Origin of the sequence: Micromonospora sp. CA-111912 (assembly GCF_050948415.1) — a bacterium.
In the GTDB taxonomy this organism is placed as follows: Bacteria; Actinomycetota; Actinomycetes; order Mycobacteriales; family Micromonosporaceae; genus Micromonospora.
Genome location: NZ_CP192007.1, coordinates 1041441 through 1066959, shown reverse-complemented (window position 1 = coordinate 1066959; position 25519 = coordinate 1041441). Strand labels below are relative to the sequence as shown.

At 72.6% G+C, this 25519-nt stretch carries 20 protein-coding genes; 11 read left to right on the top strand and 9 right to left on the bottom strand.

The features are described from left to right. Positions 1-46: 46 nt before the first annotated feature. Positions 47-2086 carry a thioredoxin domain-containing protein gene (locus ACQPZO_RS05015; protein WP_433347452.1) on the bottom strand — a complete coding sequence of 680 codons (2040 nt, stop codon included), beginning with the start codon at positions 2084-2086 and terminating at the stop codon, positions 47-49. A 158-nt stretch (positions 2087-2244) separates the two neighbouring features. On the opposite strand from ACQPZO_RS05015, the gene ACQPZO_RS05010 reads away from it, so the two are divergent. After that, positions 2245-3276: a phosphatidylinositol-specific phospholipase C domain-containing protein gene (locus tag ACQPZO_RS05010; protein ID WP_433347450.1), complete on the top strand. Its 1032-nt coding sequence runs from the start codon at positions 2245-2247 to the stop codon at positions 3274-3276. A gap of 42 nt (positions 3277-3318) precedes the next feature. Here ACQPZO_RS05010 and ACQPZO_RS05005 read toward each other — a convergent pair whose 3' ends face one another. From ACQPZO_RS05005 to mca, 4 genes are all read right to left on the bottom strand, one after another. Beyond that, a complete protein-coding gene (locus ACQPZO_RS05005; protein WP_433347448.1) occupies positions 3319-4650 on the bottom strand; it encodes a hypothetical protein in 1332 nt (443 codons plus the stop codon). Between the two features lie 122 nt (positions 4651-4772). Further along, on the bottom strand, positions 4773-7262 hold the full coding sequence (locus tag ACQPZO_RS05000) for a putative bifunctional diguanylate cyclase/phosphodiesterase (protein WP_433350809.1): 2490 nt from the start codon (positions 7260-7262) through the stop codon (positions 4773-4775). A gap of 229 nt (positions 7263-7491) precedes the next feature. Further along, positions 7492-7773: a hypothetical protein gene (locus tag ACQPZO_RS04995; RefSeq protein ID WP_433347446.1), complete on the bottom strand. Its 282-nt coding sequence runs from the start codon at positions 7771-7773 to the stop codon at positions 7492-7494. 48 nt (positions 7774-7821) lie between these two features. Then, positions 7822-8703 (bottom strand): mycothiol conjugate amidase Mca, encoded by an 882-nt coding sequence (mca, locus tag ACQPZO_RS04990; RefSeq protein WP_433347444.1) that lies wholly within the window; start codon positions 8701-8703, stop codon positions 7822-7824. A gap of 214 nt (positions 8704-8917) precedes the next feature. Between mca and ACQPZO_RS04985 the strand changes: the two genes are divergently transcribed. Together ACQPZO_RS04985 and greA are read left to right on the top strand one after the other, a co-directional pair. Then, on the top strand, positions 8918-9352 hold the full coding sequence (locus ACQPZO_RS04985) for a DUF4307 domain-containing protein (protein ID WP_433350807.1): 435 nt from the start codon (positions 8918-8920) through the stop codon (positions 9350-9352). 140 nt (positions 9353-9492) lie between these two features. Next, positions 9493-9993: a transcription elongation factor GreA gene (gene greA, locus ACQPZO_RS04980; RefSeq protein ID WP_433347442.1), complete on the top strand. Its 501-nt coding sequence runs from the start codon at positions 9493-9495 to the stop codon at positions 9991-9993. A gap of 53 nt (positions 9994-10046) precedes the next feature. Here greA and ilvA read toward each other — a convergent pair whose 3' ends face one another. From ilvA to ACQPZO_RS04965, 3 genes are all read right to left on the bottom strand, one after another. Further along, positions 10047-11267, bottom strand: a complete 1221-nt coding sequence (gene ilvA / locus ACQPZO_RS04975) for a threonine ammonia-lyase (protein WP_433347440.1) — start codon at positions 11265-11267, stop codon at positions 10047-10049. Between the two features lie 147 nt (positions 11268-11414). Beyond that, entirely contained in the window at positions 11415-12827 is a 1413-nt protein-coding gene (locus ACQPZO_RS04970) for an amidase (protein WP_405113626.1), read from the bottom strand. Between the two features lie 16 nt (positions 12828-12843). Continuing rightward, a complete protein-coding gene (locus ACQPZO_RS04965) occupies positions 12844-13986 on the bottom strand; it encodes a cystathionine gamma-synthase (RefSeq protein WP_433347437.1) in 1143 nt (380 codons plus the stop codon). Positions 13987-14111: 125 nt separating this feature from the next. On the opposite strand from ACQPZO_RS04965, the gene ACQPZO_RS04960 reads away from it, so the two are divergent. Together ACQPZO_RS04960 and msrA are read left to right on the top strand one after the other, a co-directional pair. After that, positions 14112-14522, top strand: a complete 411-nt coding sequence (locus tag ACQPZO_RS04960; protein ID WP_433347435.1) for an HIT family protein — start codon at positions 14112-14114, stop codon at positions 14520-14522. 478 nt (positions 14523-15000) lie between these two features. Continuing rightward, on the top strand, positions 15001-15660 hold the full coding sequence (gene msrA, locus ACQPZO_RS04955; protein ID WP_433347433.1) for a peptide-methionine (S)-S-oxide reductase MsrA: 660 nt from the start codon (positions 15001-15003) through the stop codon (positions 15658-15660). 37 nt (positions 15661-15697) lie between these two features. On the opposite strand, the gene ACQPZO_RS04950 is transcribed toward msrA, so the two are convergent. Next, the gene (locus tag ACQPZO_RS04950; protein WP_433347431.1) at positions 15698-17374 is read right to left on the bottom strand and encodes a PKD domain-containing protein; all 1677 of its coding nucleotides are present in this window, start codon (positions 17372-17374) and stop codon (positions 15698-15700) included. A 302-nt stretch (positions 17375-17676) separates the two neighbouring features. Between ACQPZO_RS04950 and ACQPZO_RS04945 the strand changes: the two genes are divergently transcribed. The 6 genes from ACQPZO_RS04945 to ACQPZO_RS04920 all read left to right on the top strand — a co-directional run bounded on the left by ACQPZO_RS04945 (position 17677) and on the right by ACQPZO_RS04920 (position 25028). After that, positions 17677-19461, top strand: coding sequence for an N-acetylglutaminylglutamine amidotransferase (locus ACQPZO_RS04945; protein WP_433347429.1), 1785 nt, complete (start codon positions 17677-17679; stop codon positions 19459-19461). Between the two features lie 2 nt (positions 19462-19463). Next, positions 19464-21299 (top strand): N-acetylglutaminylglutamine synthetase, encoded by a 1836-nt coding sequence (ngg, locus tag ACQPZO_RS04940; RefSeq protein WP_433347427.1) that lies wholly within the window; start codon positions 19464-19466, stop codon positions 21297-21299. After that, a complete protein-coding gene (locus ACQPZO_RS04935; protein WP_433347425.1) occupies positions 21296-22483 on the top strand; it encodes an osmoprotectant NAGGN system M42 family peptidase in 1188 nt (395 codons plus the stop codon). The genes ngg and ACQPZO_RS04935 overlap by 4 nt, the downstream gene beginning before the upstream one ends. A 359-nt stretch (positions 22484-22842) precedes the next feature. Then, entirely contained in the window at positions 22843-23772 is a 930-nt protein-coding gene (locus tag ACQPZO_RS04930; protein WP_433347423.1) for a ribonuclease Z, read from the top strand. Continuing rightward, complete coding sequence (locus tag ACQPZO_RS04925) at positions 23769-24278, top strand: N-acetyltransferase family protein (RefSeq protein ID WP_433347421.1); 510 nt, start codon at positions 23769-23771, stop codon at positions 24276-24278. Before ACQPZO_RS04930 ends, ACQPZO_RS04925 begins: the two co-directional genes overlap by 4 nt. Positions 24279-24779: 501 nt before the next feature. Further along, entirely contained in the window at positions 24780-25028 is a 249-nt protein-coding gene (locus tag ACQPZO_RS04920) for a hypothetical protein (RefSeq protein ID WP_433347419.1), read from the top strand. Positions 25029-25519: the final 491 nt, after the last annotated feature.

Genomic DNA, 25519 nt, shown 5'->3' with positions numbered 1-25519 from the left:
GCCCCGACCGCCCCGGGCCGAGGTCCGGGGCGGTCACGGCGGCCCGTCACAACTGGGCGCGGAGGTCCTCGACGGTGGTGACCGGGCGCTGGCAGACGAAACCCCGACAGACGTACGCGGCGGGTCGGCCGTCGACCAGCGGCCGGTCGGCCAGCAGCGGCACCCCGGGCTGGTCCGGGCGGCCCGCGACGACCACCGCGCCGGGCGGGGCGTGCCGGTACGCGGCGGCCACGAGAGGATCGCCGGCCGGGTCGTCGGTCACCACGGCGATCTCGTACGGGCCGGAGAGCAGCGCCTCCCCGACGGTGGCCGCGTACCCGGTGAACCGGGCGTGCCGGGCGACGATCGGGGCGACCGTGGCGAGGGCTGCCTCGGCGGCCTCCCGGTACCGGTTCTCCCCGGTCAGCGCCGCGTACGCCACCAGGGCGGCGACGATCGCCGACCGGCCGGACGGGGTGGCGTTGTCGGTCGGGTCGGCCGGCCGGGTGACGAGCTGCTCGGCGTCGTCGGCGGTGTCGTAGAACCCGCCGCCCGGGGCGACGAACCGGGCCAGCGCGGTGTCCAGGAGCCCGCCGGCCAGTTCCAGCCAACGCCCCTCGCCGGTGACCTGGTGCATCGCGCAGAACGCCTCGGCCACGCAGCCGTAGTCCTCCAGCACCCCGGCCGGCCCGCCGACCACCCCGTCCCGGGAGACCCGGCGCAGCCTGCCGTCGACCAGGTGCACGGTGGCCAGGTGCTCCGCGGCGTCCCGCATCGCGCCGTCGGCGACGATGGTGACGCCTTCCAGCAGGTTGTCAACGGCCTCGTCCCCGCCGGCCGCCCCCTGCGCCTCGACGAGGCGGACGAACTCGGCGATCGCGGTGATCGCCAGGCCGTTCCAGGCGGCCACCACCTTGTCGTCGCGGGCGGGCTGGGGGCGGTTGTCCCGGGCGGCCAGCAGCCGCCGGACGACGTCCTGCCACCGGCCACGCACCGCCGGGTCGGCGTCGTCGACGTCCCGGGCCAGCCGCAGCACGCTCATCCCGTGTTCAAAGGTGCCGGACTCGGTGACCCCGAAGAGGTCGGCGGCCCAGCGGCCGTCCTCGGCCCCGAGCACCTCGACGAGCTGGGCCGGGGTCCAGGCGTAGGTGAGCCCCTCGACGCCCTCGGTGTCGGCGTCGAGCGCGGAGGCGAAGCCCTCGCCGGGGCGGTGCAGCTCGTCGGCGAGGAACCGGGCGACGTCCCGGGCCACCCGGGCGGCCAGCGGATCGCCGGTGAGCCGCCAGAGCTGGGTGTAGACCCGCAGCAGCAGGGCGTTGTCGTAGAGCATCTTCTCGAAGTGCGGCACGGTCCAGTGCTCGTCGACCGAGTACCGGGCGAAGCCACCGGCGAGCTGGTCGTTGATGCCGCCCCGGGCCATCGCCTCGGCGGTGTGCCGGGCGATCTCCAGGCTCTCGGCGGAGCCGGTGCGCTGGTGGTGACGCAGCAGGAAGAGCAGATTCATGTGCGGCGGGAACTTCGGTGCGCCGCCGAAACCACCGTTGCTCTGGTCGTACTCCCTCGCGAGCTGGGCGGCGGCGGCGTCGAGCAGTTCCGCGGTGAGCGGGGCGGTCGGCCCGCCGACGGCCTGCGCCCCGCCGATCGCCTCGACCACGGCGGAGCCCTGCCGGAGCACGGCCTCGCGCTGCTCCCGCCAGGCGGTGCCGACCGACTCCAGCAGCCGGACGAAGTTCGGCTTCGGGAAGTACGTGCCGCAGAAGAACGGGGTGCCGTCTCCGGTGGCGAAGACCGTCATCGGCCAGCCGCCCTGCCCGGTCATCGCCTGGGTCGCGGTCATGTAGACGGCGTCCACGTCCGGCCGCTCCTCGCGGTCCACCTTGATCGCCACGAAGCCGTCGTTGAGCAGCTTCCCGACGGCGGCGTCCTCGAACGACTCGTGGGCCATCACGTGGCACCAGTGGCAGGCCGAGTAGCCGACCGAGATCAGCACCGGCACGTCGCGCCGTTTCGCCTCGGCGAACGCCTCGTCGCACCACGGCCACCAGTCCACCGGGTTGTCGGCGTGCTGGAGGAGGTAGGGACTGGTGGCGCTGGCGAGTCGGTTCACCGGACGACCATATCCAGCCCGGTGCCGTCCCGTCCGCTGCCCCGGAACCGACGCCACCGATCCCGGAACCTTCGCCCCAGGCCTTCCCCCCTTCAAGTTCATCGATTTATATCAGTGCATGCCCGGCGACCCCCGCCGGCACCTCCGAGGAGGCACGCATGCGCGGATCCCGTCCCCTTTCAGCGTTCGCGTCGGTCGCGCTGGTCGCGGCCGTGCTCGCCGCAGGCCCGGCGGAGGCGGCCGTCGACCCGGTCGCCCGGGTCTCGGCGACCACCACCGTGGGCACCCACAACGCGTACGATCAGGGCACGTACGCCTACCTGGCCCAGGCGCTCGACGCCCGGCCGGGGATGATCGAGCTGGACGTGTGGCCCGACATCATCACCCGGCAGTGGCGGGTCAGCCACTCCAACCCGCTCGGCAACGCCAACAACTGCGTCGCCGCGACCAGCGCCGCCCAGCTCTACACCGGCACCCGCAACAGGAACCTCGAACACTGCCTCGACGACATCCGGCTCTGGCTCGCCGCCCACCCCGACGCCGGCCCGCTGCACCTCAAACTGGAGCTGAAGACCGGCTTCAGCAGCCGCACCGGGCAGGGGCCGGCACAGCTCGACGCGCTGCTCGCCGCCCGGCTCGGCGCGGCGGTGTTCCGGCCCGCCGACCTGAGGGGCGGGTACGCCACCCTGGACGCCGCCGCCCGCGCCGACAACTGGCCGACCCGGCAGCAACTCGCCGGCCGGGTGATCGTGCACCTGATCCCCGGCACCGTCGAGGAGGGCAACCCCACCGACACCCTCTGGACCGACGTCGAGTACGCCCGCCACCTCGCCGCGCTCGCCGCCGCCGGGACGCTGGGCTCGGCGCAGGCGTTCCCGGCCGTACACCGGGCCCAGGCCGGCGACCCCCGCACCCGGTACGCCGACACCGCCCTGCGGCCCTGGTTCGTGGTCTTCGACGGCGACGCCTCCGCGTACGTCACCGGCGGCATCGACACCGCCTGGTACGACGCCAACCACTACCTGCTGGTGATGACCGACGCGCAGAACGTGCCCCCGGCGGTGGGGAACACCGACCCGGACGCGGCGGCGGCCCGGCTGGCGGAGCTGGCCCGCAAGCACGCGAGCGTCGCCTCGGCCGACTGGGCGGCCCTGCCGGCCGTGGTGGACGACGTGCTGCCGCGCGGCTGACCTCGGATTTCGGGGCGGCATTCCGCCCCGATCTCTTGGTTCTCAGTGAAATGAGCTGTAGAACTCGCTGAGCGTGTCCGTGTTGTCCTCGTCGAACCTCTCGATCTCAAGGATGAGCTTCAGCAGTTGCGCGTTGTCCTTGGGAACCTGACACTTCGCCTCGGCGACGAGTTCGTCCAGCATCCACCGCAGAACCTGAGACACGGGCGCCTGGGCCGCGAGGCCGGAATTGATGATGAACCGGATGGTGCCGTCCTTGTTGATGACCGTCGAGTAATTCAGCATGTTCGACTCGGTCCGCACCACCAGCCGCCCCTCCGCCCGCATCAGCGCCAGCATCGCGGCGTGCAGTGCCTCCATGTACGCGTCGAGCAGCGGCGCGTACGCCCGCTCCTTCGGCAGGTCGGTGAGCACGAGGGCGACCGGCTCGGGCAGATCGGTCCGGGTGTAGTCGAGGCGGGTGAAGTGGTAGGTACGCACCCAGGCTCGGGTGATCCGGGACGCGAGCACGGTGTGCAGCGAGTCCATCCGGGGCGCGGTGCGCCCCCGCATGGCGGCCACCTCGAGGTCGGTGGGGAACGGGCCGCCCTGGCCCAGCGCCTCGTAGACGGCCTGTTCGTAGTTGGCGGCGTTCTGCAGGCCAACCGCGCCCTGCAGGTAGTAGGCGGCGTTGCGGTGACGGTAGACGATGTCGGCCGTCGGTTTGTCCGTGAGGGTGTGCGTTCCCTCGTGGGCAAGCGTGGCGGCGAGCTCCCACAGGTGCATTGTGCCGTCGAGCGCCTCGCGGGCCACCTGGACGACCGCGGTGTCACCCTGGCCGCCGCCGAGGGCAGCCATTCCGTCGGGCAACAACGCGTTGTACACGAATCCCGACTGTTTGCCATCGGTGCGCTTGAGTAGGTCCTGCAGCACCGTGACCGTCTCCGCGAAACGCTTCTTCGCCGGCGTCGAGGTGGACCCGAAGAGACGCGCGAACGCGTTGTTGACGGCGGCGTGGGTGGGCTTGCTGGCGTCGTTCATGACGTCGACGATCTTGCTTTTCAGCTCATTCACGGCGGCGGTGAGGTAGGGATTTCCCGTTGCGGGTGGCACGACGCCGTCAAGAGAGTCCTGCACCTCCTTGAACAGGGTGGCCACCTGCTCGACCGTCGCGCCGCGCACCGTGATCTGCAGCATCCAGGCCCCCTCGGCCAAGGCCGCGACCGTCTCCAACCGGGCGGCCAACTGGTCGCGGCGCAGTCCGGCCGGCAGCGCCTCGACCTTGGGGCGCAACCGTTGCAGTTCGTAGGCCATCAGCACCCGGTAGGTCTGGAACACCTCGCGCCGGCCGAGATCGAGCGCTTTCCTGGTCGCCTCGTCGGGGAACGGGAACATGCGGCGGCTCCTTTGCTCTGCCGACCCGGCCGAATCAGCCTAACGCTGGCAGAGAGGTAACACCGGAATTCCGCGATAGTTAAGTAGCGCTGCAATCCGCCGTTCGGTGCGAATTCTCCGGGTCAGGAGGCGCCGTCGGCGCGCAGCGGGAAGACCTTCGGCCGGGCGGTGTTCAGCAGCGTCCCGAGCACCGCGCCGATCTTGTCGGCCGGCATCGGCTTGAAGAAGTGGTACCCCTGCGCGGCCGTGCAGCCCAGCTCGGCCAGCGCCAGCCGCTGCTCGGCGGTCTCCACACCCTCGGCGACCACCCGCAGGCCCAGCTCGTGGGCGAGCCCGACGGTCGCCCGGACGATCGCCGCCGCCTCCGGCGAGTCCGCCATCCGGATCACGAACGACCGGTCGACCTTCAGCTCGTCCACGGCGATCCGGGTCACGAACGCCAGCGACGAGAACCCGGTGCCGAAGTCGTCCACCGCGAGCTGCACGCCCATCGACCGGAGCGTGGCGAGCACCTCGTCGATGATCTCCAGCTCGCTCATCACCACGGTCTCGGTGATCTCCAGCACCAGTCGGCGCGGCGGGACCTGGTGTCGGCGCAGCGCCTCGCCGATCTCGGCCGGCAGCCGGGGGTCGAGCAGGCTGCGGGCCGACAGGTTCACCGAGATCGGCACGTCCAAGCCCGCGCGGGCCCAGTCGGCGGCCACCCCGAGCGCCTTGTCCAGCACGTACCGGGTGAACGTGCCGAGCTGCTCGCTGTTCTCCACCGGGCGGATGAAGTCGGTCGGGCCGAGCCACCCCCGGCGGGGGTGCCGCCAGCGGATCAGCGCCTCCACCCCGGTCGGCGCGCCGGTGGCCAGGTCCACCGCCGGCTGGAGGGCCAGCACGAGCTGGTCGTCGGTGGCCAGTGCCTCCCGCAGCTCCGCGAGCAGCGCGAGCTGGTCGGTGCTCGCGGCGTCCCGGGAACTGTCGTACGCGGCGACGCTGCCGCCGCCCTCCTTGGCCTGGTACATCGCGATGTCGGCCCGGCGCAGCAGCTCGGTCATGTCGGCGGTGCCGGCGTCGGCGACCACCACCCCGACGGAGACCTCGACGGACATCCGCACCCCGGCCACCTCGGTGGGGGCGGCCAGCCGCTCCGCGATCTCCCGGGCCTGGCGCAGCGCGTACGCCATCGGGGCGGTCCGGCCGCCGAGCACCGGGACGTTGGTCAGCAGCATGGCGAACTCGTCGCCGCCGAGCCGGCCCAGCAGGTCGCCCGAGCGGGTCAGCGCGCCGAGCCGGTTGGCGCTCAGCCGCAGCAGCTGGTCGCCGGCGGCGTGCCCGAGGGTGTCGTTGACCTCTTTGAACTGGTCGATGTCGAGCAGCAGCAACGCCACCGGGTGGTCATGGGCGCGCTGCCGCAGCGCCTGGTCGCCCTTGCCGAGCATGGCGGCCCGGTTGAGCAGCCCGGTGAGCGGGTCGTGCACCGCCTCGTACGACGATCGGGCGGTGACCAGCCGCAGCTCCCGGTGGGTCGCGGCGTCGTGCAGGGCGGCGGCGAGTGCGTCGGAGAACGCGGCGACGGCGTCCTGCTCGCGGGCGATGGGCGGGGCGGTACGGGGGAAGCGGACCCGCAGCTCGCCGACCCGGGTGGCACCGACGGTCAGCGCCCGGACCAGCTCGTGCGCGTCGGGGCCGGATCGGGCGGGCGGGCCGATCTCCCGGTCGACCACCTGGCCGCCGGTCTCGCCCCGGTAGCGCCGCCACCGGCCGTCGCCGCGGGCCACGTCCACGTCGACCAGCTCGGCACCGAAGAGGGTCAACGCGCCGGTCACGGCAGCGGTGGCGACGCCCCGCTCGTCGAGCTGGTTGAGCGCGGCGGTGGCCTCGGCGAAGGCCCGCCAGCTGCGCCGCTCCTGGTCGGCGCCGAGCCGGTGCCGGTAGGTCTGCTGGAGCAGCCAGAGCACGGGCGCGAGCAGCAACAGCCAGCGGGCGTCGATCTCCAGCAGTGCCACCACGCCCAGGCCGACGGCCACGTTCCCGACGAACATCAGCAGCTTGCCGCGCAGCGCGGCGAGCAACGGCGGGCCCAGCGGCACGCCGTGCCGCAGCGCCACGGTGACCCCGCCCAGCCAGGCGCTGACGAGCAGGTACGTCATCGAGCCGGCCACCAGGGCCGGTGCCAGCTCCGGTGTGGGGGCCGCCAGCAGGGGCGTGCCGAGGGCGGTGGCGACGGTGACGGCGAGGGCGGTCGCGGCGGTCAGCGAGGTCGCGATGCGGACGGTCTCCAGCGGCGGCCGGCGGTCGACGGCCAGGGACAGCCCCGTCCAGGCCGCCCCCGCGCCGAGCAGCGTGGCGGCCGGGAGCCAACCGGCGGGCACCAGGTAGAGGCAGACGATGAGCGCGGCCTCGCCCCAGGTGATGCTGACCATCCCGGAACCGGCGCGGAACCGCAGGCGGGCGAGCTGGGCCACGGCGAACGCCGCGACGCCGATGCCGAACCGGGCGGGCCCCGGGAGCGGGTCGTCGGCCGGCAGGCCCGTCGGAAGGGTGAGGCCGACCACCGCTGCCGCCAGTGCTGTCAGGGCAACGGCGGCCGTCAGCAGCAGGACCCGGCCCGGGGTGCCGCGCAGGCCGAGCCGGTCGAGTTGACCGCCGGCCCTGCCGGAGGTCACCGATCTCTCCCGTCCGCAGGTCGTCGCACGGCACGGCGGGCAGCCGTCGCTGACCCGGTCATCGGTGCCCCCTCCCGCGCGCGGTTCGGGGACTTTTGGTCCCCCGGCGGAAGGCTAAGCCAAAGCCGGTGGCCGCAACAGGGGGCGACAGCCGGGTTCGGCGTGAATCACGAGCGGATCATACGTTTCAGCCCTGCTGGGGCCGCTTGGGAGCGTTCGGGCGTGACTCCTGCCCCACAGTCCCGTCTGTCGGATCGACGACTCCCGCTTCGGCCCGGCCCGCGTCGACGCCGTCCGGCCCCGGGAACCGGTCGGGCAGCCGGCGCAGCCGGGCGTTCATGTTGCGGATCAGCAGCACGGTGGCGGCGGCCAGCACCAGGATGAGGAAGAGGCCCATCGGACCGGCGAGGCCACCCGTGCGGGTGTCACCGAAGTTGTTCTCCGCGAGCACCTGGGCAGCGGTCAGCATGGCGTTCCTCCGTTGGGCGGCTGGTGACCAGGGTAACCCGCCGCCGGATCAGCGGGCATGGGCCGTCTCGCGCACCCCGGCGAAGAGGTCGGACTCGGGCAGCGGGCTGTCGACCACCGAGCGGGCGAGCTCGAAGTCCTCCGTCGGCCAGGCGCGCTGCTGGAGCTCCATCGGCACCTGGAACCAGAAGCCGTCCGGGTCGATCTGGGTGGCGTGGGCGCGCAACGCGTCGTCGCGGACCGTGAAGTACTCCGCGCACTCGACCCGGGTGGTGATCCGAGGGCCCTTGTCGGGGCGGTCGTCCCACCGCTTGAGCCACTCCTCGTACGGCGAGGGGATCCCTGCGGCGAGGATGCCCTCGTGCAGCGCCAGGATCTTGCCCTTGGAGAACCCCACGTCGTAGTAGAGCTTCAGCGGCTGCCAGGGCTCACCGAGCTCCGGGTGGCGTGCCGGGTCGCCGGCGGCCTCGAAGGCGGCGACGGTCACCTTGTGGGTCATGACGTGGTCGGGGTGCGGGTAGCCACCCTCCTCGTCGTACGTGGTGACCACGTGCGGGCGGAACTGGCGCATCAGCCGCACCAGCGGGCCGGCGGCGACCTCGACGTCCTGGAGGGCGAAACACCCCTCGGGCAGCGGCGGCAGCGGGTCGCCCTCGGGCAGCCCCGAGTCGACGAAGCCGAGCCACGCCTGCTCGACGCCGAGGACCGCGCGGGCCGCGTCCATCTCGGCGCGGCGGATCTCGCCGATGTTGGCCCAGACGTCCGGCCGGTCCATTTTCGGGTTGAGCACGCTGCCGCGCTCGCCGCCGGTGCACGTCACGACCAGGACGTCCACCCCCTCGGCCACGTACTTCGCCATGGTCGCGGCACCCTTGCTCGACTCGTCGTCGGGGTGCGCATGGACGGCCATGAGACGCAGCTGCTCTGCCACTTGCGGCGCTCCTCGTTCGTGCCCACCGGCGCTGACCTGTCGACGATGCCGGCCGACCTGTCATCCTTGACTCATCATCGCTTGACTCGTCATCGGTGACGCAGCGCTCGTCCGGTGACGCAGCGCTCGTCCGGCGAGTCAGCGCCGGGTTGGGAAGATGGACTCTGCCATTCTTGCCGATGCCGCCGACAACAACGCCAGGAGATACCCGCCGGTGACCGAGACGCACGCCACAATCACCTCCGGCGCGCCGGTGTTCCCACCGGGCCGCTACGGCCGCCGCCGCGAGCCCGCCCGCCGCCGCCCGGCGCTGGTCGCCCTGCTCGTCGTCGCCCTGGCGGCGGTGCTCGGCGTGGCCGCGTTCAGCGAGTACGGCAAGTACGGCGACCCCGACTACGACGCCCAGGTGATCACCTACACCGACATCACCGACTCCCAGGTGGTGGTCGACTTCCGGGTGACCGTCCCGGCGGGCGGCTCGGCGACCTGCGCGCTGCGGGCCCGCTCGCACGACGGCGCCGAGGTGGCCCGTGAGGAGGTGACGGTGACCGCCCCCGCAGGCGAGTCGCAGGTGACCACCCGGCACCGGCTCACCACCAGCGCCCGGCCCTTCATCGGCGAGGTGGTGCGCTGCCGCCCGGCCGGCTGAACTGCCGGAACGCCTCGCGCCATGCATACTGCGGGTCCCGTCGTCGGCACCCGCGGTGATCGTCGGCACCCCGACGGGCGGCGCACTGGTAACTTGGTAGCTCACCTGTCAGCCAGCCCGCACAACCGAGGAGACCGCCTGTGTCCAACACTGACAACGAGGCGCCCGCCACCTGGCTGTCCCAGGACGCGCACGACCGCCTCCAGGGCGAGCTCGACGAGCTGATCGCCAACCGGACGGTCATCGCCGCCGAGATCAACGCCCGGCGCGAGGAGGGCGACCTGCGGGAGAACGGCGGCTACCACGCCGCCCGCGAGGAGCAGGGCAAGGCGGAGGGGCGGATCCTCTACCTGAAGGAGCTGCTGCGCACCGCCAAGGTGGGCGAGGCGCCGACCGCCGACTCGGTGGCCCCCGGCATGGTCGTCACGATCTACTTCGACGACGACACCGACGACACCGAGACGTTCCTGCTCGGATCGCGGGAGATCGCGGCGACGACCGAGCTGACCGTCTACAGCCCGGAGTCGGCGCTGGGCAAGTCGATCCTCCGCACGCGGCCCGGGCAGACCGTCACCTACACCGCCCCCAGCGGCGCGGACATCAAGGTGACCATCGTCAAGTTCGAGCCGTTTGCGGGCTGAGCCACCCCGACGATGATCCCCGGGGCCGGCAGGCCGGCCCCGGGGATCATCGGTCAGGACTCCGCGGCGAAGACCACCTGGTAGCCGCTGGCCCGCAGGGCGCTGATCAGCGTGTCGGAGTGCTCGACGCCCCGGGTCTCCACCGACAGCGCCACCTCCACCTCGCCGAGCCCCAGGTGCGGATTGGCCCGCTGGTGCTCCACGTCGACGACGTTCGCCCGGTGCTCGGCGATCTCGCTGAGCAGCGAGGCGAGCTGCCCCGGCCGGTCCGAGCAGCGGACGGTGACACGCAGGTACCGGCCGGCCGCCGCCAGTCCGTGCTCGATCACCCGCAGCAGCAGCAGCGGGTCGATGTTGCCGCCGGAGAGCACCGCCACCACCGGCGTCTCGACCTGCACCACGCCGGCCAGCAGGGCGGCCACGCCCACCGCGCCGGCCGGCTCCACCACCTGCTTGCCCCGCTCCAGCAGCATCAGCAGCGCCCGGGAGATGTCCTCCTCGGAGACGGTGACGATCTCGTCGACGAGCTCACGGACGTGGCTGAAGGTGATCTCCCCCGGCCGGCCCACCGCGATGCCGTCGGCGATCGTGCTGAACGCGGGCAGGCGGACCGGCTCGCCGGCGACCAGCGAGGGCGGGTACGCCGCCGCCCCGGCCGCCTGCACACCGATCAGCCGCACGTCTGGCCGCAGCGCCTTGGCAGCGACCGCCATCCCGGAGATCAGGCCGCCCCCACCGACCCCGGTGATCATCGTCTTCACGTCCGGGCACTGTTCGAGGATCTCCAGCGCCACGGTGCCCTGCCCGGCGATCACGTCCCGGTGGTCGAACGGGTGGATGAGGACCGCCCCGGTCCGCTCGGCGAAGGCCTGCGCCGCGACCAGCGACTCGTCGACCGTGTGCCCGGCCAACTCGATCTGGGCGCCGTACCCCTTGGTGGCAGCGACCTTCGGCAGCGGCGCGTTCACCGGCATGAAGACGGTGGCGTGCGTGCCGACCAGCCCGGCGGCCAGCGCCACCCCCTGCGCGTGGTTGCCGGCGCTGGCGGCCACCACGCCCCGGTCGCGCTCCGCCGCGGACAGCCGGGAGATCCGCACGTACGCCCCCCGCACCTTGTACGACCCGGCGCGCTGCACGTTCTCACACTTGAGCCAGACCGGCCCGCCGAGCGCCGCGCTCAGCGGGCGGGAGGGCTCCAGCGGGGTGGTGCGGGTGATGCCCGCGAGCAGCTCCCGCGCGGCACGCACGTCGGCGAGACCGACCAGTTCCGTCATGCCCCGATCGTGCCACCCGCCGCCCCGGCGGCCGGCGGCGACACCGCGCCCCGCGCGCCCGCTACCTGCGGCGACGGGTCCGTGACAGGCGGAACGAGGTTGCGGACCAGCGCGTCCTCGTAGAACAGGAGCGCACACGCTAGACGATCAAGCGGTGGCCCGTGACCCCGTCCCGACGACCCGGGGGTAGCCGGGGGCGTGTCGGGTCCAGGGCGCCTGGAGCTCGAACTGGCCGGCGACGCCGAGCAGCAGCAGCTCCGAGCCGGGCGGGCCAACGAGCTGCACCGCCACCGGCAACCCGTCGGGGCGGCGGCCCACCGGCACCACGATCGCGGGGAGCCCGGCGATGTTCCACGGGGCGGCGTACGGGGCGTACCGGATGCTGGCCTTCATGTTCGCGCTCCAGGACCGGCCGGACCAGCCGGTGGCCTCCGGCGGCGGGCCGGCCAGCGCCGGGGTGAGCAGCAGGTCGACTGAGTGGTCGGCGAAGAAGCCGATCGAGCGCTCGCGCCAGGCGATCCGGTCGGCCTCCCGGACGTACCCCCGGCGGTGCGCCCACTCCCCCAGCGCGACATGCCGGCGGTTGCGCCGCTGGAGGTCGCGCCGGTCGAGGCCGGCGGCCCGCACGTCGGCGGCGGCCGCCGCGAACCAGGTGGCGATGCCCTGGAGACCGAGCCGGGTCGGGTAGACCGGGTCGGCGGGAACGGTGTCGTGGCCAGCGGCGGCGAGCAGCCGGCCGGCGGCGGCCACCGCGTCCCGGTTGGGTGCGTCCGGCGAGATGCCGCGCACCGGGGACCGCAGCGAGACGCCGACCCGCAGCCGATGCGGCGGGACCAGCTTCTCCTGCGGCCGGCCGGCGAGCACCTGGAAGCCGACGGCCGCGTCGGCGACCGTGGAGGTCAGCATGCCGTGCTCGGTCAGGCCGAACCAGTCGTCGGCGCCGAGCTGGCAGGGCACCACGCCCCGGCCGGGCTTCAACCCGACCAAACCGCAGCAGGCCGCCGGGATGCGGATCGAGCCGAGGCCGTCGTTGCCGTGCGCCATGGGCACCAGCCCGGCGGCGACCGCGGCGGCGGCCCCGCCGGAGGAGCCACCCGGGGTGCGCCCGGAGTCCCACGGGTTGCGGGTCACCGCGCTGCCGTCGTCGGTGAGCGCCCAGAGGCCGAGCTCCGGCATCCGGGTCACCCCGAGGATCACCGCGCCCGCGCCGCGCAACCGCCGGACCACCTCGTGGTCGGCCTCCGCCACCGCGCTGCGCACGGCGGCCGAGCCGTTCCAGGTGGGCAGGCCCGCGACCGGGGTGTTCTCCTTGACCGCGACCGGCACCCCGGCCAGCGGCAGGTTCGCCAGTTCCTCCTGCTCGTCGACCTTCTCCGCCTCGGTGATCGCCTCCCCGCCGCGTACCGTGCGGAACGCGGCGAGGTCGGCGTCGACCCGGGCGATGTGGTCGAGGTGGTCGGCCACGACCTGGGTGGCGGAGACGTCACCCCGCCGTACGCCGCGGGCGATCTGCTTCGCGGTCGCACCCACCCAGGTCGGCATGATGTCCTGCACGGCCACCCTCCCCAGCCAGCGGTCAGCCCAGCGCCTGCTCCAAGTCGGCGAGCAGGTCGTCGACCGTCTCGATGCCGACAGACAGTCGCACGAGATCGCCGGGAACTTCAAGCGGCGAGCCGGCAACACTTGCGTGTGTCATCCGACCCGGGTGCTCGATCAGGGATTCCACCCCGCCGAGAGACTCGGCGAGCACGAACAACTTTGCCTGGTTGCAGATCTCCACGGCGTGCTCCTCGCCGCCTGCGGCCCGGAAGGAGATCATGCCGCCGAACCGGCGCATCTGCTTGGCGGCCACCTCGTGCCCGGGGTGCGACGGCAGGCCCGGGTAGATGACCTGACCGACCTTGGCGTGTCCGTCCAGGTACGCGGCGATCCGCTCGGCGTTGTCGCAGTGCCGGTCCATCCGGACGCCCAGGGTCTTGATGCCGCGCAGGGTCAGCCAGGCGTCGAACGGGCCGTTGACCGCGCCCATCGCGTTCTGGTGGAAGCGCAGTTCCTCGCCCAGCCCGCGGTCGGCCGCCACCAGCGCACCGCCGACGACGTCCGAGTGCCCGCCCACGTACTTGGTGGTGGAGTGCACCACCACGTCCGCACCGAGCGCGAGCGGCTGCTGCAGGTACGGCGACGCGAAGGTGTTGTCCACCACCAGCAGCGCCCCGGCGTCGTGGGCGACGGCGGCCAGCGCGGCGATGTCGGCGATGCCGAGCAGCGGGTTGGTCGGCGTCTCCACCCAGACGATCCGCGTCACGCCGGGCCGGATCGCGGCCCGCACGGCATCGACGTCGGAGACCTTAGCCGGGGTGTACGCCAGCCCCCACCGCTCGGCCACCTTCGCGAACAGTCGGTACGTGCCGCCGTACGCGTCGTCCGGGATCACCACGTGGTCGCCCGGCTTGCAGGCGGCGCGCAGCAGGGTGTCCTCGGCGGCCAGGCCGCTGGCGAAGGCGAGCCCGACGGGGCCGCCCTCCAGCGCGGCGAGGCACTCCTGGAGCGCATCCCTGGTGGGGTTGCCGGAGCGGCTGTACTCGTAGCCCTGCCGGGGCGCGCCGACGGCGTCCTGGGCGTAGGTGCTGGTCTGGTAGATCGGTGGGATCACCGCGCCGGTGCGGGCCTCGGGGTCCTGTCCGGCATGGATGGCGAGCGTGTCGAAGCCGTGACTCATGCCCGAGACGTTAGTCGGTGGGACGGAAGGGACCCCGGTCAACGCCTCCGGTAGGGAAGCGCTTCCTTCCCCCACCGCACGACCGGCGCGGCGTCGGCCTGTTCCAGTGGGGTTAGCCTGGCCGGATGGGCGAGTGCGTGTTCTGCGGGATCGTGGCGGGCGACGTGCCGGCGTTCCGGGTGGTCGACGCCCCGGACGGGGTCGCGTTCCTCGACACCCGGCCGGTGTTCCGGGGGCACGTGCTGGTGGTGCCGCGCACCCACCTGGTCACCCTGGCCGATCTGCCGGCGGACGCACTGCCCGGCTACTTCGGGCTGGTCCAGCGGCTCGCCGTGGCGGTGGAGTCCGGTCTGGGGGCCGGCGGCACGTTCGTGGCGATGAACAACCGGGTGTCCCAGTCCGTGCCGCACCTGCACACCCACGTCGTGCCGAGGACGAAGGGCGACGGCCTGCGCGGCTTCTTCTGGCCCCGCACCCGTTACGCCGACGACACCGAAGCCGAGTCCTACGCCGCCCGCATCACGGCAGCCCTCTGACTCGATCCCTCGGCCCGCCCTACGAAACCTCCCAGCCCTCGACGCCCGGTACCCGCCCCCAGGCCCGAAGCCCGCCCCACGCCGACGCCGCAACGCCGACGCAGATAACGCAAGGTAGTGACAGCGCGTCGCAACGCTACGTGACGTCCACGGCTGGCGGCGTCGACACCCGCCCTCGCTTTGCTCTGCTTCCTCATCCGCAACACCGCGCTGACCATTGCGAACGCGGGGCGGCCACCTGGCCTCGCCAGAGCAATTCGTCACCGACGGTAGCTGTTGCGGATGAGGAAGCAGAGCAAAGCGGCGAGAGGGCATGCCCTCGCCGGCAGGCGCGGTGGCCGAATGTAGCGACGCCAAGGGCCGCAGCCCGACCTCGCCTCCGATCCGACGCGGGATCCGCCTGGGTGCGGGTGAAGTGGGTAAGGAAGGCGGACCCGGCGGTGTTGCACGCGGGGAGAAGTACGAGAGGAGTTCCATCGTGTTCCTTCGCCGCATGAAGGCCGAACTGCCCACCCCCGACCAGGCCCTGCCCGGCCGCCCGATCGCGATGCCGATCGGCGACCGGCACGAGGTCCTCGGGTCGTCGCTGAAGGGGCCGTTCCCGGAGGGCGCGCGGGTCGCCGTCTTCGGCATGGGCTGTTTCTGGGGCGCCGAGCGCCTGTTCTGGGTCCTGCCGGGCGTGCTCACCACCTCCGTCGGCTACGCGGGCGGCGTCACGCAGAACCCGACGTACGAGGAGGTGTGTTCGGGCCGGACCGGGCACGCCGAGGTGGTTCAGGTGGTCTACGACCCCACCGTGATCAGCTACGAGGACCTGCTCAAGGTCTTCTGGGAGAACCACGACCCGACCCAGGGCATGCGCCAGGGCAACGACGTGGGCACCCAGTACCGGTCGGCGATCTACGTCACCGGCGACGACCAGCTCGCCACCGCCCAGGCGTCCCGCGACGCGTTCGCGCCGATCGTGGCGCGGGCCGGCAAGGGCGAGATCACCACGGAGATCGACCGACTCGGCGACTACTACTTCGCCGAGGACCATCACCAGCAGTACCTCGCCCCGACGAAGAACCCGAACGGGTACTGCAACCACGGGCCGAACGGGCTGAGCTGCCCGGTCGGCGTGGCCCGCACCGCCTGACCGGCGGCTTGACGCCGGCCGGCGGTTACGGCCGGCGTCAGCCCGCCCGGAGGACGACGGTCCAGGTGGTCGTCGTGGTGCTGGCCGCCGCGCCCGTCGCGCTCAGGCCGCCGTACGCGCCGGTCGGCACCGAGGCCCCGGAGTCGGCGAGCAGCCCGGTGACCCGGCCGCCGCCGGTCTGCGAGCTGTTGCCGCGCACCTGGACGCCGGGCGGGGCGGTCAGCGCCGTGGACGTGGAGTCGCCGTGCAGCCAGTACGACACGGCCCAGCCCCGCTCGGCGGTGACCGGGGCGGTCGGGGTGATCCGGACGGCGGAGCTGGCCGGGTCGGTGGCCCGGGCGTGCCCGGCGACCGGGCCGGCCGGGTCGGTCCCCCGGTACGCGGCGAGCACCAGGTTGCCCTTCGACTGCGAGCCGAGGGTGACCCGTACGGTCGACCCCGCGTCGCCGGCGCCGGCGACCTTCCACCAGGCCGTGGTGGTGGCGTAGCCGCCGTCGAGGCGGTCGAGCCGGGTCCAGCCGGTGACCCCGGCGGGTTCGCCGGTGGTGGCGTGGGTGTTCTGGCTCAGGAACAGCAGTAGTGCGTCGCCCGCCTGGACACCCGGGGGCACCGCGACGGAGTGGGTCGTGACGTTCGCGTTGGCGGTGGCCTGCCCGACGTACGAGATCAGCTCCGGCAGCGGCGCGACCGTGACGTCCAGCGTGGCGGTGCCGGTGGCTCCCCGGTCGTCGGTGACGGTGAGCGTGACCGGGTAGGTGCCCGCCTCGGCGTACGTGTGGGTGGTGCTCGGAACGCTGTCCGTGTCGGCGGTCGAACCGTCGCCGAAGGCCCAGGCGTGGTCCTGGACCGCCCCGTCGGCATCGGTGGAGCCGGCCGCCGAGAACGTGCACGTCAGCCCGGCGCAGGACGGCGCGAGGTGGGCCGTGGGCGGGGTGTTGGCCGCGCCGCCGGAGCCCTTGAGCAGCCTGATCCAGTCGATGTCGCCGGCGAAGTAGTCGCAGGTGACGTCCACCCCGTCGCAGGAACTCTTGCCGCCGACGGAGAGCTGCCAATTGTTGGCGATCGTCCCGGTGGGGCCGGTGAGCCGGCTGGTGCGCACGCCGTCGACGTACATCTCGACGTACGTCGAGGTGCGGTTGCAGGTCACCGTGTGCCACTGCCCGTCGGCGATGGGCGTGCCCGTGTAGCCGGTGCGGGTCGCGCCGTCGCCACCGCGGAACATGCACCGGGGCTTGCCGGCGGGCGCCTCGAACTTCCAGTAGCCGCCGGCCGTGTTGCCCTGCCCCTTCTGCAGGATGTTGCCGAAGGAGCGCGTGGTGCGGTACCGGATGGTGAACGAGAAGTCCCCGGCCTCTGGGTTGAACTCGTTGCTCGCCGGCACCAGGTCGACGTGTCCCGGCACGTACTCGTGGTCGACGGGGTTGTGGTACGCGAACCGGTGGGCGGTCGCGCCCGCGTAGCGCTCCCCGGCGGCCACCTCGGTCCCGACGGTCCCGTGCCGGCCGTTGCCGCTGCTGTCGGCGAGGACCGTGGCGCCCGCCGGCTCGTCCATGCTCCAGAAGGCCACCGTCCGGGTGGCGACCGCCTGCGCCGGGGACGCCCCGACCAGCACCCCGGCGGCGGCCAGCGTGGTGGCCACGGCGAGCCGGCCGACCGTCCGGACAACCCGTCGTCGCGTCGTCGCGCGCATCAGCATCGCCTCCTCGTGGCTCACCGGCGAGCGTGGCACGGCAACGAACTCGACTCCATGCCCCGTCGGGGTGGAAACCCGGCACCCGGTGCTGCGGGGGCGGGGCCGATCGGCGGGTACGGGCGACGGGCGGAGGGTGGCGTGCCGCCGGTGCGGCGTTTGTCACACCCGGTCGGCCGGGCGAACCGGGCAGGCGGCCGGGCCGGGCCCGAATGCCCGCGCGGGAGCCGTCCCGGATGCGGCGGCGCGCATTTTAGCAAGCACGTAACGACGACGACATCATCTCAACAGGCGAACTGCGCTCACCTCTGGCAGCATTGTCTGCCATGTGCGGACTGGCTGGGGAATTTCGGCGTGACGGCTCGCGGGCCGATGTCGCGGCGGTGGAGCGCATGGCGGCCACGATGAGCGACCGGGGCCCCGACGACAGCGGGGTGTGGTCCCAGGGGCCGACCGCCCTCGGCCACCGCCGCCTGAAGATCATCGACCTGTCGGCCGCCAGCGGGCAGCCGCTGGTCGACCCGGCGTCCGGGCTGACCGGGGTCTTCAACGGCTGCATATACAACTACCGCGAACTGCGCGAGGAGCTCCAGGCCAAGGGCCACCGGTTCTTCTCCTCCGGCGACAGCGAGGTGGTCGTCAAGGCGTACGCCGAGTGGGGGCTGGACTTCGTCGACCACCTGGTCGGCATGTTCGCCGTAGCGATCAGCGAGCGGGACAGCGGCCGGCTGGTGCTGGCCCGGGACCGGCTCGGCATCAAGCCGCTCTACCTGGCCGAGGCCCCGGGCGTGGTGCGCTTCGCCAGCACCCTGCCGGCCCTGATGGCCGCTGGCGGCGTGGACACCACGATCGACCCGGTGGCGCTCGCCCACTACCTGAGCTTCCACAGCATCGTGCCGCCGCCGCGCACGATCCTGCGCGGGGTGACCAAGCTGCCCCCGGCCACCGTCCGGGTGTACGAGTCGGACGGCACCAGCCGCGAGCGGGTCTACTGGGACCCGTCCTTCACCCGGCACGAGGAGCGGGCCGGATGGTCCGCCCGCGACTGGGAGGACGCCCTGCTGGAGTCGCTGACCACAGCGGTGCGCCGCCGGATGGTCGCCGACGTCCCGGTCGGCGTGCTGCTCTCCGGCGGGCTGGACTCCAGCCTGGTGGTGGCCCTGCTGGCCGGCGAGGGCCAGCGCGGCCTGTCCACGTTCTCCATCGGCTTCGACGCCGTCGGCGGGCGGTCCGGCGACGAGTTCGTCTTCTCCGACCTGGTGGCGAAGACGTTCGGCACCGACCACCACCAGATCCGGGTGGCCGCCCGCGACCTGCTGCCGCCCCTGGAGGCGGCCGTGGCGGCCATGAGCGAGCCGATGGTCAGCCACGACTGCGTGGCGTTCTACCTGCTCAGCCAGGAGGTGTCGAAGCACGTCAAGGTGGTCCAGTCCGGCCAGGGCGCGGACGAGATCCTCGGCGGCTACCACTGGTACCCGCCGCTGGCCGGGGTCGACCGGGAGCGGGCCGTCGAGACGTACGCGAAGGCGTTCTTCGACCGGGACGCGGCCGGACTGGCCCGGGTCCTCGACCCGGCGTGGCTGGCCGACGGCGACCCGGCGCGGGAGTTCGTGGCCGCCCACCTGGCCCGGGTGGGCGCGCAGACGGCGGTCGACGCCGGCCTGCGGATCGACACCCAGATCATGCTGACCGACGACCCGGTGAAGCGGGTCGACAACATGACCATGGCGCACGGGCTGGAGGCCCGGGTGCCGTTCCTCGACCACGAGTTCGTGGAGCTGGCCGCGAGCTGCCCGCCGGAGCTCAAGCTGGCCCAGGGCGGCAAGGGCGTGCTGAAGGAGATCGGCCGCCGGGTCCTGCCGCACGAGGTCATCGACCGGCCGAAGGGCTACTTCCCCGTGCCGGGCCTCACCCACCTGGAGGGCAAGCTCCTCGACCGGGTACGCGACGCGCTGCACGCGCCGCAGGCCCGCCGCCGCAACCTGTTCCGCGCCGAGTACGTCGACGCGCTGTTGTCCGACCCGAACGCCGAACTGACCCCGTTGAACGGAAACAAGCTGTGGCAGCTGGGACTCCTGGAAATGTGGCTCCAGAGCCACGGAATCGACTGAAGGTGAGCGACACACGGGCGACCGGAACGGCATCCACCGACCGGGAACGGGTGCTCGGCCGGCGACGCGAGCGGGTCGGGCCGGGCGGGGACCCCGTGGCTCCCGCCCCGGCCGAGGCGGAACGACCCACCGGGGGCGACGGCGTGGTGCTCGACTGCGGCTGGGGCCGGCTGGTCTTCGGCCAGACCTTCGCCGACCAGGCCGCCGTGGCCGCGGTGCTGCGCTCGGAGGCCGCCGGCGCCCGGGACATCTGCATCTACCTGCGCGACCCGCACGTACTGGTGTCCCGGCTGCCCGACGAGCTGTTCATCGACCCGTCTCTGACGTACCGGCTGCGGTTGCCCGTGGGACCGGCCGGCAGCCCGGACACCGGCGAGGAGGACGCCCTGCCCGGGCTGCGGATCCGGACGCTGCGCGACGCCGACGACGCGGACGCGGTGAACCGGATCTACGCCCGCAACGGCATGGTCACCGCACCGGTTGACGTGCTGGTCGACAACGCCCGCACCGACCGGTTCCTGCACCTGGTGGCCGAGGACGCCACCGGGGACGTGGTCGGCACGATCACCGGCGTGGACCACGCCGCGGTCTTCGCCGACCCGGACAACGGCGCCAGCCTGTGGTGCCTCACCGTGGACTTCAACACCGCTCCGCCCGGCACCGGCCAGGCCCTGCTCACCGAGCTGGCCGCCCGGCTCACCGAGCGCGGCCGGTCGTTCGTCGACCTGTCGGTGCTGGCCGAGAACACCGGGGCGATCCGGCTGTACGAGCGGCTCGGCTTCTACCGCACCGCCACGCTCTGCGTGAAGCGGAAGAACCCGATCAACGAGCGGCTCTTCCTGCCCTCGACCCCGCAGGGGTACGACCTGCTCAACCCGTACGCGAGGATCGTCGCGGACGAGGCGATGCGCCGGGGCATCCGGGTGGAGGTCACCGACCCCGAGTGGGGCGAGCTGCGGCTGAGCAACGGCGGCCGGACGGTCGTCACCCGCGAGTCGCTGTCGGAGCTGACCTCGGCGGTGGCGATGAGCCGGTGCGACGACAAGCGGGTCACCCGGCGGATCCTCACCGAGGCGGGCCTGTCGGTGCCGCGCGGCCGGACCGCGACCGGGGACGACGCCGACGCCGCGTTCCTGGCCGAGGTGGGCCGGGTGGTGGTGAAGCCGGCGCGCGGGGAGCAGGGCAACGGCATCACCGTCGGGGTGTGCACCCCGGAGGCGCTGGCCGCCGCCGTCGCGCTGGCCCGGGGCTTCTGCCCGGACGTGCTCATCGAGGAGATGCGCGACGGCGAGGACCTGCGGGTGATCGTCATCGACCACGAGGTGGTCGCCGCGGCCGTCCGCCGGCCCGCGCAGGTGACCGGCGACGGGGTGCACGACATCGCCGAGTTGATCGAGCGGCAGAGCCGCCGCCGGGCCGCCGCCACCGGGGGTGAGTCCCGCATCCCGGTGGACGACATGACCCGGGACGTGGTCGCCGAGGCCGGGTACGAGCTGCGCGACGTGCTGCCCGAGGGCACGGTGCTGACCGTCCGCCGGACCGCGAACCTGCACACCGGTGGCACGATCCACGACGTCACCAGCGAGCTGCACCCGGAAATCGCCGAGGCGTGCGTGGCGGCCAGTCGGGCGCTGGACATCCCGGTCACGGGGGTTGACCTGCTGGTTCCCGCCCCCGACCGGCCGGAGCACGTGTTCATCGAGGCGAACGAGCGGCCCGGCCTGGCCAACCACGAGCCGCAACCGACCGCCGAGCGCTTCGTCGACCTGCTCTTCCCCGGCACGCGGGCACCGCAACGCCTCTGGTCACCGGCGGGTGCGGCAAGCTCTCAGGCATGACCGCACGCAAGCCCGTCCCGCTGAAGATCGACCTGGACTACCTCCGCCAGGTGCTGCTGGAGCTGCTGGAGATCCCGAGCCCGTCCGGGCGCACCGACCACGTGCAGCAGTACGTCGGCGAGCGCCTCTCCGCGTTCGGGATCTCCTCCACACTGACCCGACGCGGCGCGCTGAGCGCCTGCCTGCCGGGGCCCCGACAGACCGGCGCGGACCGGGCGATCGTGGTGCACACCGACACCATCGGCGGCATGGTGAAGCGGCTCAAGGAGAACGGCCGGCTGGAGCTGATGCAGATCGGCACGCACAGCGCCCGGTTCGCCGAGGGCGCGCACGTGCGGATCTTCACCGACGACCTGGACCGGGTGGTCACCGGCCAGGTGCTGCCGCTCAAGGCCAGCGGGCACCGTTACAACGAGGCCGTCGACCTCCAGGGGGTCGGCTGGGAGCAGGTCGAGGTCCGGGTCGACGAGCCGGTGGACGACGAGGCTGGGTTGCGTGCCCTCGGCATCGACGCCGGGGACTTCGTGGCGTTCCTGCCCAACCCGACGGTCACCCCGAGCGGGTACGTCAAGTCCCGGCACCTGGACGACAAGGCCGGGGTGGCGGCCGTGCTGACCGCGTTCAAGGCGATGATCGACGCGGGGGTGACCCCGGCGGTGACCGCGCACCTGCTGGTCACGGTCACCGAGGAGATCGGGCACGGGGCCAGCCACGGCCTGGACCCGGACGTCGCGGAGATCGTCTCCGTGGACGCCGCGGTGGTCGCCCCCGGGCAGCAGTCCCGGGAGAACGCGGCCACCCTGGCGATGGGCGACGGCGTCGGCCCGTTCGACTACCACCTCACCCGCAACCTGGCGGCGATCGCCCGCGAGCACGAGGTGGACCTGGTCCGGGACGTCTTCGAGTACTACCGCTCGGACGTGGCGGCGGCGGTCGAGGCGGGCGCGCACGCCCGGGTGGCGCTGCTCGGCTTCGGGGTGGACGCCACCCACGGCCACGAGCGCACCCACCTCGACGGGCTGAGCCACCTGACCCAGCTCCTCTGCCTCTACCTCCAGAGCGACCTGGTCTTCCCCGAGTGGGACGCCGAGCCGGAGGGCGACCTGGCCGACTTCCCGTCGCTGGCGGTGCAGCCGGCCAGCGAGGAGGGCCCGCGCGAGGGCCCGATCGGGATCACCGACTGAACCGGCAGGCAGGCGCCCCGCCCCTTCCCGCTCGGCATGTGAATCAAATCCGTTGCCGCCGCCCCCGGGGGGTGGGTACCGTGGCCGTACACGTGAAGGGAGGTGGTCCAAAGTTGTATAGCAATCGGACTCGTGAGGTGGCTGTCCGCTAGCCGCTGTCCTCGACAGTGAGAACCCTGTCCGCCGCGAGGCGGGCATGCACCATCGTCGAGACCGTGTGGCAGCGGTGCGGCGAATTCACGACAGCCACCCGACCCCCGGGGTGCCGGCCCAGTCCAGCCGGCCCGTGCGCGAGCACGGAAACCCCGGGGGTCGCTCCATGTCCAGCCGGGCCGGGCAGCCCAGCCGGGGAGGCATCCTTGTCCATGCGTGAGCTGGTGGTGCTCGGGACGGCCAGTCAGGCACCGACCCGGGCGCGCAACCACAACGGGTACGTGCTGCGCTGGGACGACGAGGTGATCCTCTTCGACCCGGGCGAGGGCAGCCAGCGGCAGCTCCTGCACACCGGCGTCACCGCCACCGACCTGACCCGGATCTGCGTCACCCACTTCCACGGCGACCACTGCCTCGGCCTGCCCGGCACCATCCAGCGGCTCTCCCTGGACCGGGTGCCCCGCCCGGTGGCGGTGCACTTCCCGGCCGGCGGCGCCGAGTACTTCGACCGGCTGCGGCACGCGTCGAGCTTCCACGAGACCGCCGAGCTGGCCGTCGAGCCGATCACCGCCGACGGGCAGCGGTTCGCCCTGCGCGCAGGCACGCTGGAGGCCCGTCGGCTGCGGCACCCGATCGAGACGTACGGCTACCGGCTGGTCGAGCCGGACGGCTGCCGGATGCTGCCGGAGCGGCTGGCCGCGTACGGGATCGCCGGGCCGGCCGTCGGGGAGCTGCTCCGCGTCGGCCACCTGGACGTCGGCGGTCGCCGCGTGACCCGGGACGAGGTGAGCGTGACCCGGCCGGGGCAGCGGTTCGCCTTCGTGATGGACACCGGGCTCTGCGACGGGGTGTACGCCCTCGCCGAGCACGCCGACCTGCTGGTCATCGAGTCGACGTTCCTGGAGTCCGAGGCCGCGCTCGCCGCCGAGGTCGGGCACCTCACGGCCGGCCAGGCCGCCCGGGTGGCGGCCGAGTCGGGGGTACGCACGCTGATGCTCACCCACTTCTCCCAGCGGTACGGCGACGCCCGGCGCTTCGCCGACGAGGCCCGGCAGCACTTCGCCGGTGACCTGGTGGTCGCCGAGGACTTGATGACCGTACCGGTGCCGCCCCGGCGGGTAGCCTCGGGCGGGTGACGATCACCCTGCGCCACGCGACCGTCGACGACCTGCTCGCGGTGGGGGCGCTGCACCAGCGGTCCCGGGTGGCGGCGTACTCGTCGTTCCTGCCGGCGGAGGCGCTGGCCGACCCGACACCGGAGGCGATGGGGGCGTACTGGGCCGAGCGGTGGGCGTGGGAGCGCGACGACCACCTGATGACCGTGGCCGAGCGGGACGGCCGGCTGGTCGGCTTCAGCTACCTCGGCCCCGACGACCAGGACGACCCGACGACCGGGCTGCTCAACGCCATCCACCTCGACCCGGACGAACAGGGCCGGGGCACCGGCCGGGCGCTGATGGCCGACGCGCTGGCCACGATGCGCGGCCGGGGCTGGCACCGGGCGGTGCTGTGGGTGCTGGAGCCCAACGCCAACGCCCGCCGGTTCTACGAGCGCGGCGGCTGGCTGCCCACCGGCGAGCGCCGCGAGGAACACGTCGGCACCGCCTACACCCCCCAACTCCGTTACGCCCGCAAGCTGTAAGGAAGGGCACCCTACTAACGCATACGGTAGAGAAGGGTCCCTACCCGGCCGCGAGAGTGGTCTTGTCTCCGCCCTTACGGAACCACGCCAGGACGACCTGGCAGAAGCAGGTCAGGGCGCGGTTACCCGGTCGGGTTCCTACCGTGCGACGCGGCGCGTAGCAGCCGCGCCATGTGCTGTACGAGTTTCCTGGGGACGTCCAGGATGGCCCGATAGGCAATAGCGTGGGGTCCTTCCTGGCAGATCAGATTCCGTCGCAAGAACCTGTCTGCCGGGGGCCCACGCCCTGTCTCTGCGCCATCCGTTATGAACGCGTTGCCCGTGTCATCCCGAACTGAGCCCGGACGGCGGTTGAGATCACCTCACTCCACCTGCGGCCGCACCGCTTCTCTTGTGGACTCCCATGCACCCGTGTATACAGGAGGAACGGAATTGATTCCGGAACCGTGCAGCATTCGGCACACGGGCGCGGTCTCGGAATCGAGGGAGGAAAGGAATGTTGTGACCAAGATTGGGAAATCAGGCACACGTCTGGGCATTCTCAGTGCGATTGTCGCTGGCACCGTGTCGCTGACGACAGCGACCCCCGCAAGCGCCGCTCCGGTGAACGGCGGGTGGTTCACCTCCAGCACCGCCTGCTACCAGGCCGGCAGCAATGCAGTCGACCGGCCGGACTCGCGTTACTCCGACTATTCGTGCACCTATTCCGCCAGCCACAACCCGCACTGGCACCTGGTCCTCTACACCTGATGTCCACCGCCGCACGTAGAGACCCCCGGAGGTTCGCCGAGTGGTGATGTTGGGTTCGCCGAACTCGGTGTAGGTCTCAACGTGACGTAGGTTCCTGCGCTCGTAGGTCCACGTGCCGGAGAGGCCGGCTCCTTCGACGGCGGGGATGACGTAGTTCGTGATGCTGGGCTGGCCGCGAGGGCTGAAGGCACCGACCTGCCACTTGTGGATGTTCGTCGAGCCCGGCGGGTCGTACCGGTAGGACTCGGTCAGTTGACTCTTCGCTTTTGCCGTGGAGCCGGTGTAGAGCAGGTCGTACTTCCACTTCGCGCGCAGGGCTCCGGTCGCGGAGTCGTCGCGGAGTCCGGCCTTGCGGCCGAGGGCGTCGTAGCCGTACCAGAGGGCTTCCCCTCGGGCGTCGGTCGTTTTCTCAAGTTCGTTGAAGTCGTTTCGGCCCTGGGCGTCGACGGTCGTGGTGGTCGGAGCGGTCGAGTCCTTCGGTCGCTATCAAG

Bases quoted from the DNA above. Each gene is read 5' to 3' on its own strand.
- ACQPZO_RS05010 (WP_433347450.1), top strand. From the start codon at position 2,245: ATGCGCGGATCCCGTCCCCTTTCAGCGTTCGCGTCGGTCGCGCTGGTC.
- ACQPZO_RS04965 (WP_433347437.1), bottom strand. From the start codon at position 13,986: ATGAGTCACGGCTTCGACACGCTCGCCATCCATGCCGGACAGGACCCC.
- ACQPZO_RS04995 (WP_433347446.1), bottom strand. From the start codon at position 7,773: ATGCTGACCGCTGCCCAGGTGCTCGCGGAGAACAACTTCGGTGACACC.
- ACQPZO_RS04945 (WP_433347429.1), top strand. From the start codon at position 17,677: ATGTGCGGACTGGCTGGGGAATTTCGGCGTGACGGCTCGCGGGCCGAT.
- ACQPZO_RS04960 (WP_433347435.1), top strand. From the start codon at position 14,112: ATGGGCGAGTGCGTGTTCTGCGGGATCGTGGCGGGCGACGTGCCGGCG.
- ilvA (WP_433347440.1), bottom strand. From the start codon at position 11,267: ATGACGGAACTGGTCGGTCTCGCCGACGTGCGTGCCGCGCGGGAGCTG.
- ACQPZO_RS05005 (WP_433347448.1), bottom strand. From the start codon at position 4,650: ATGTTCCCGTTCCCCGACGAGGCGACCAGGAAAGCGCTCGATCTCGGC.
- ACQPZO_RS04935 (WP_433347425.1), top strand. From the start codon at position 21,296: ATGACCGCACGCAAGCCCGTCCCGCTGAAGATCGACCTGGACTACCTC.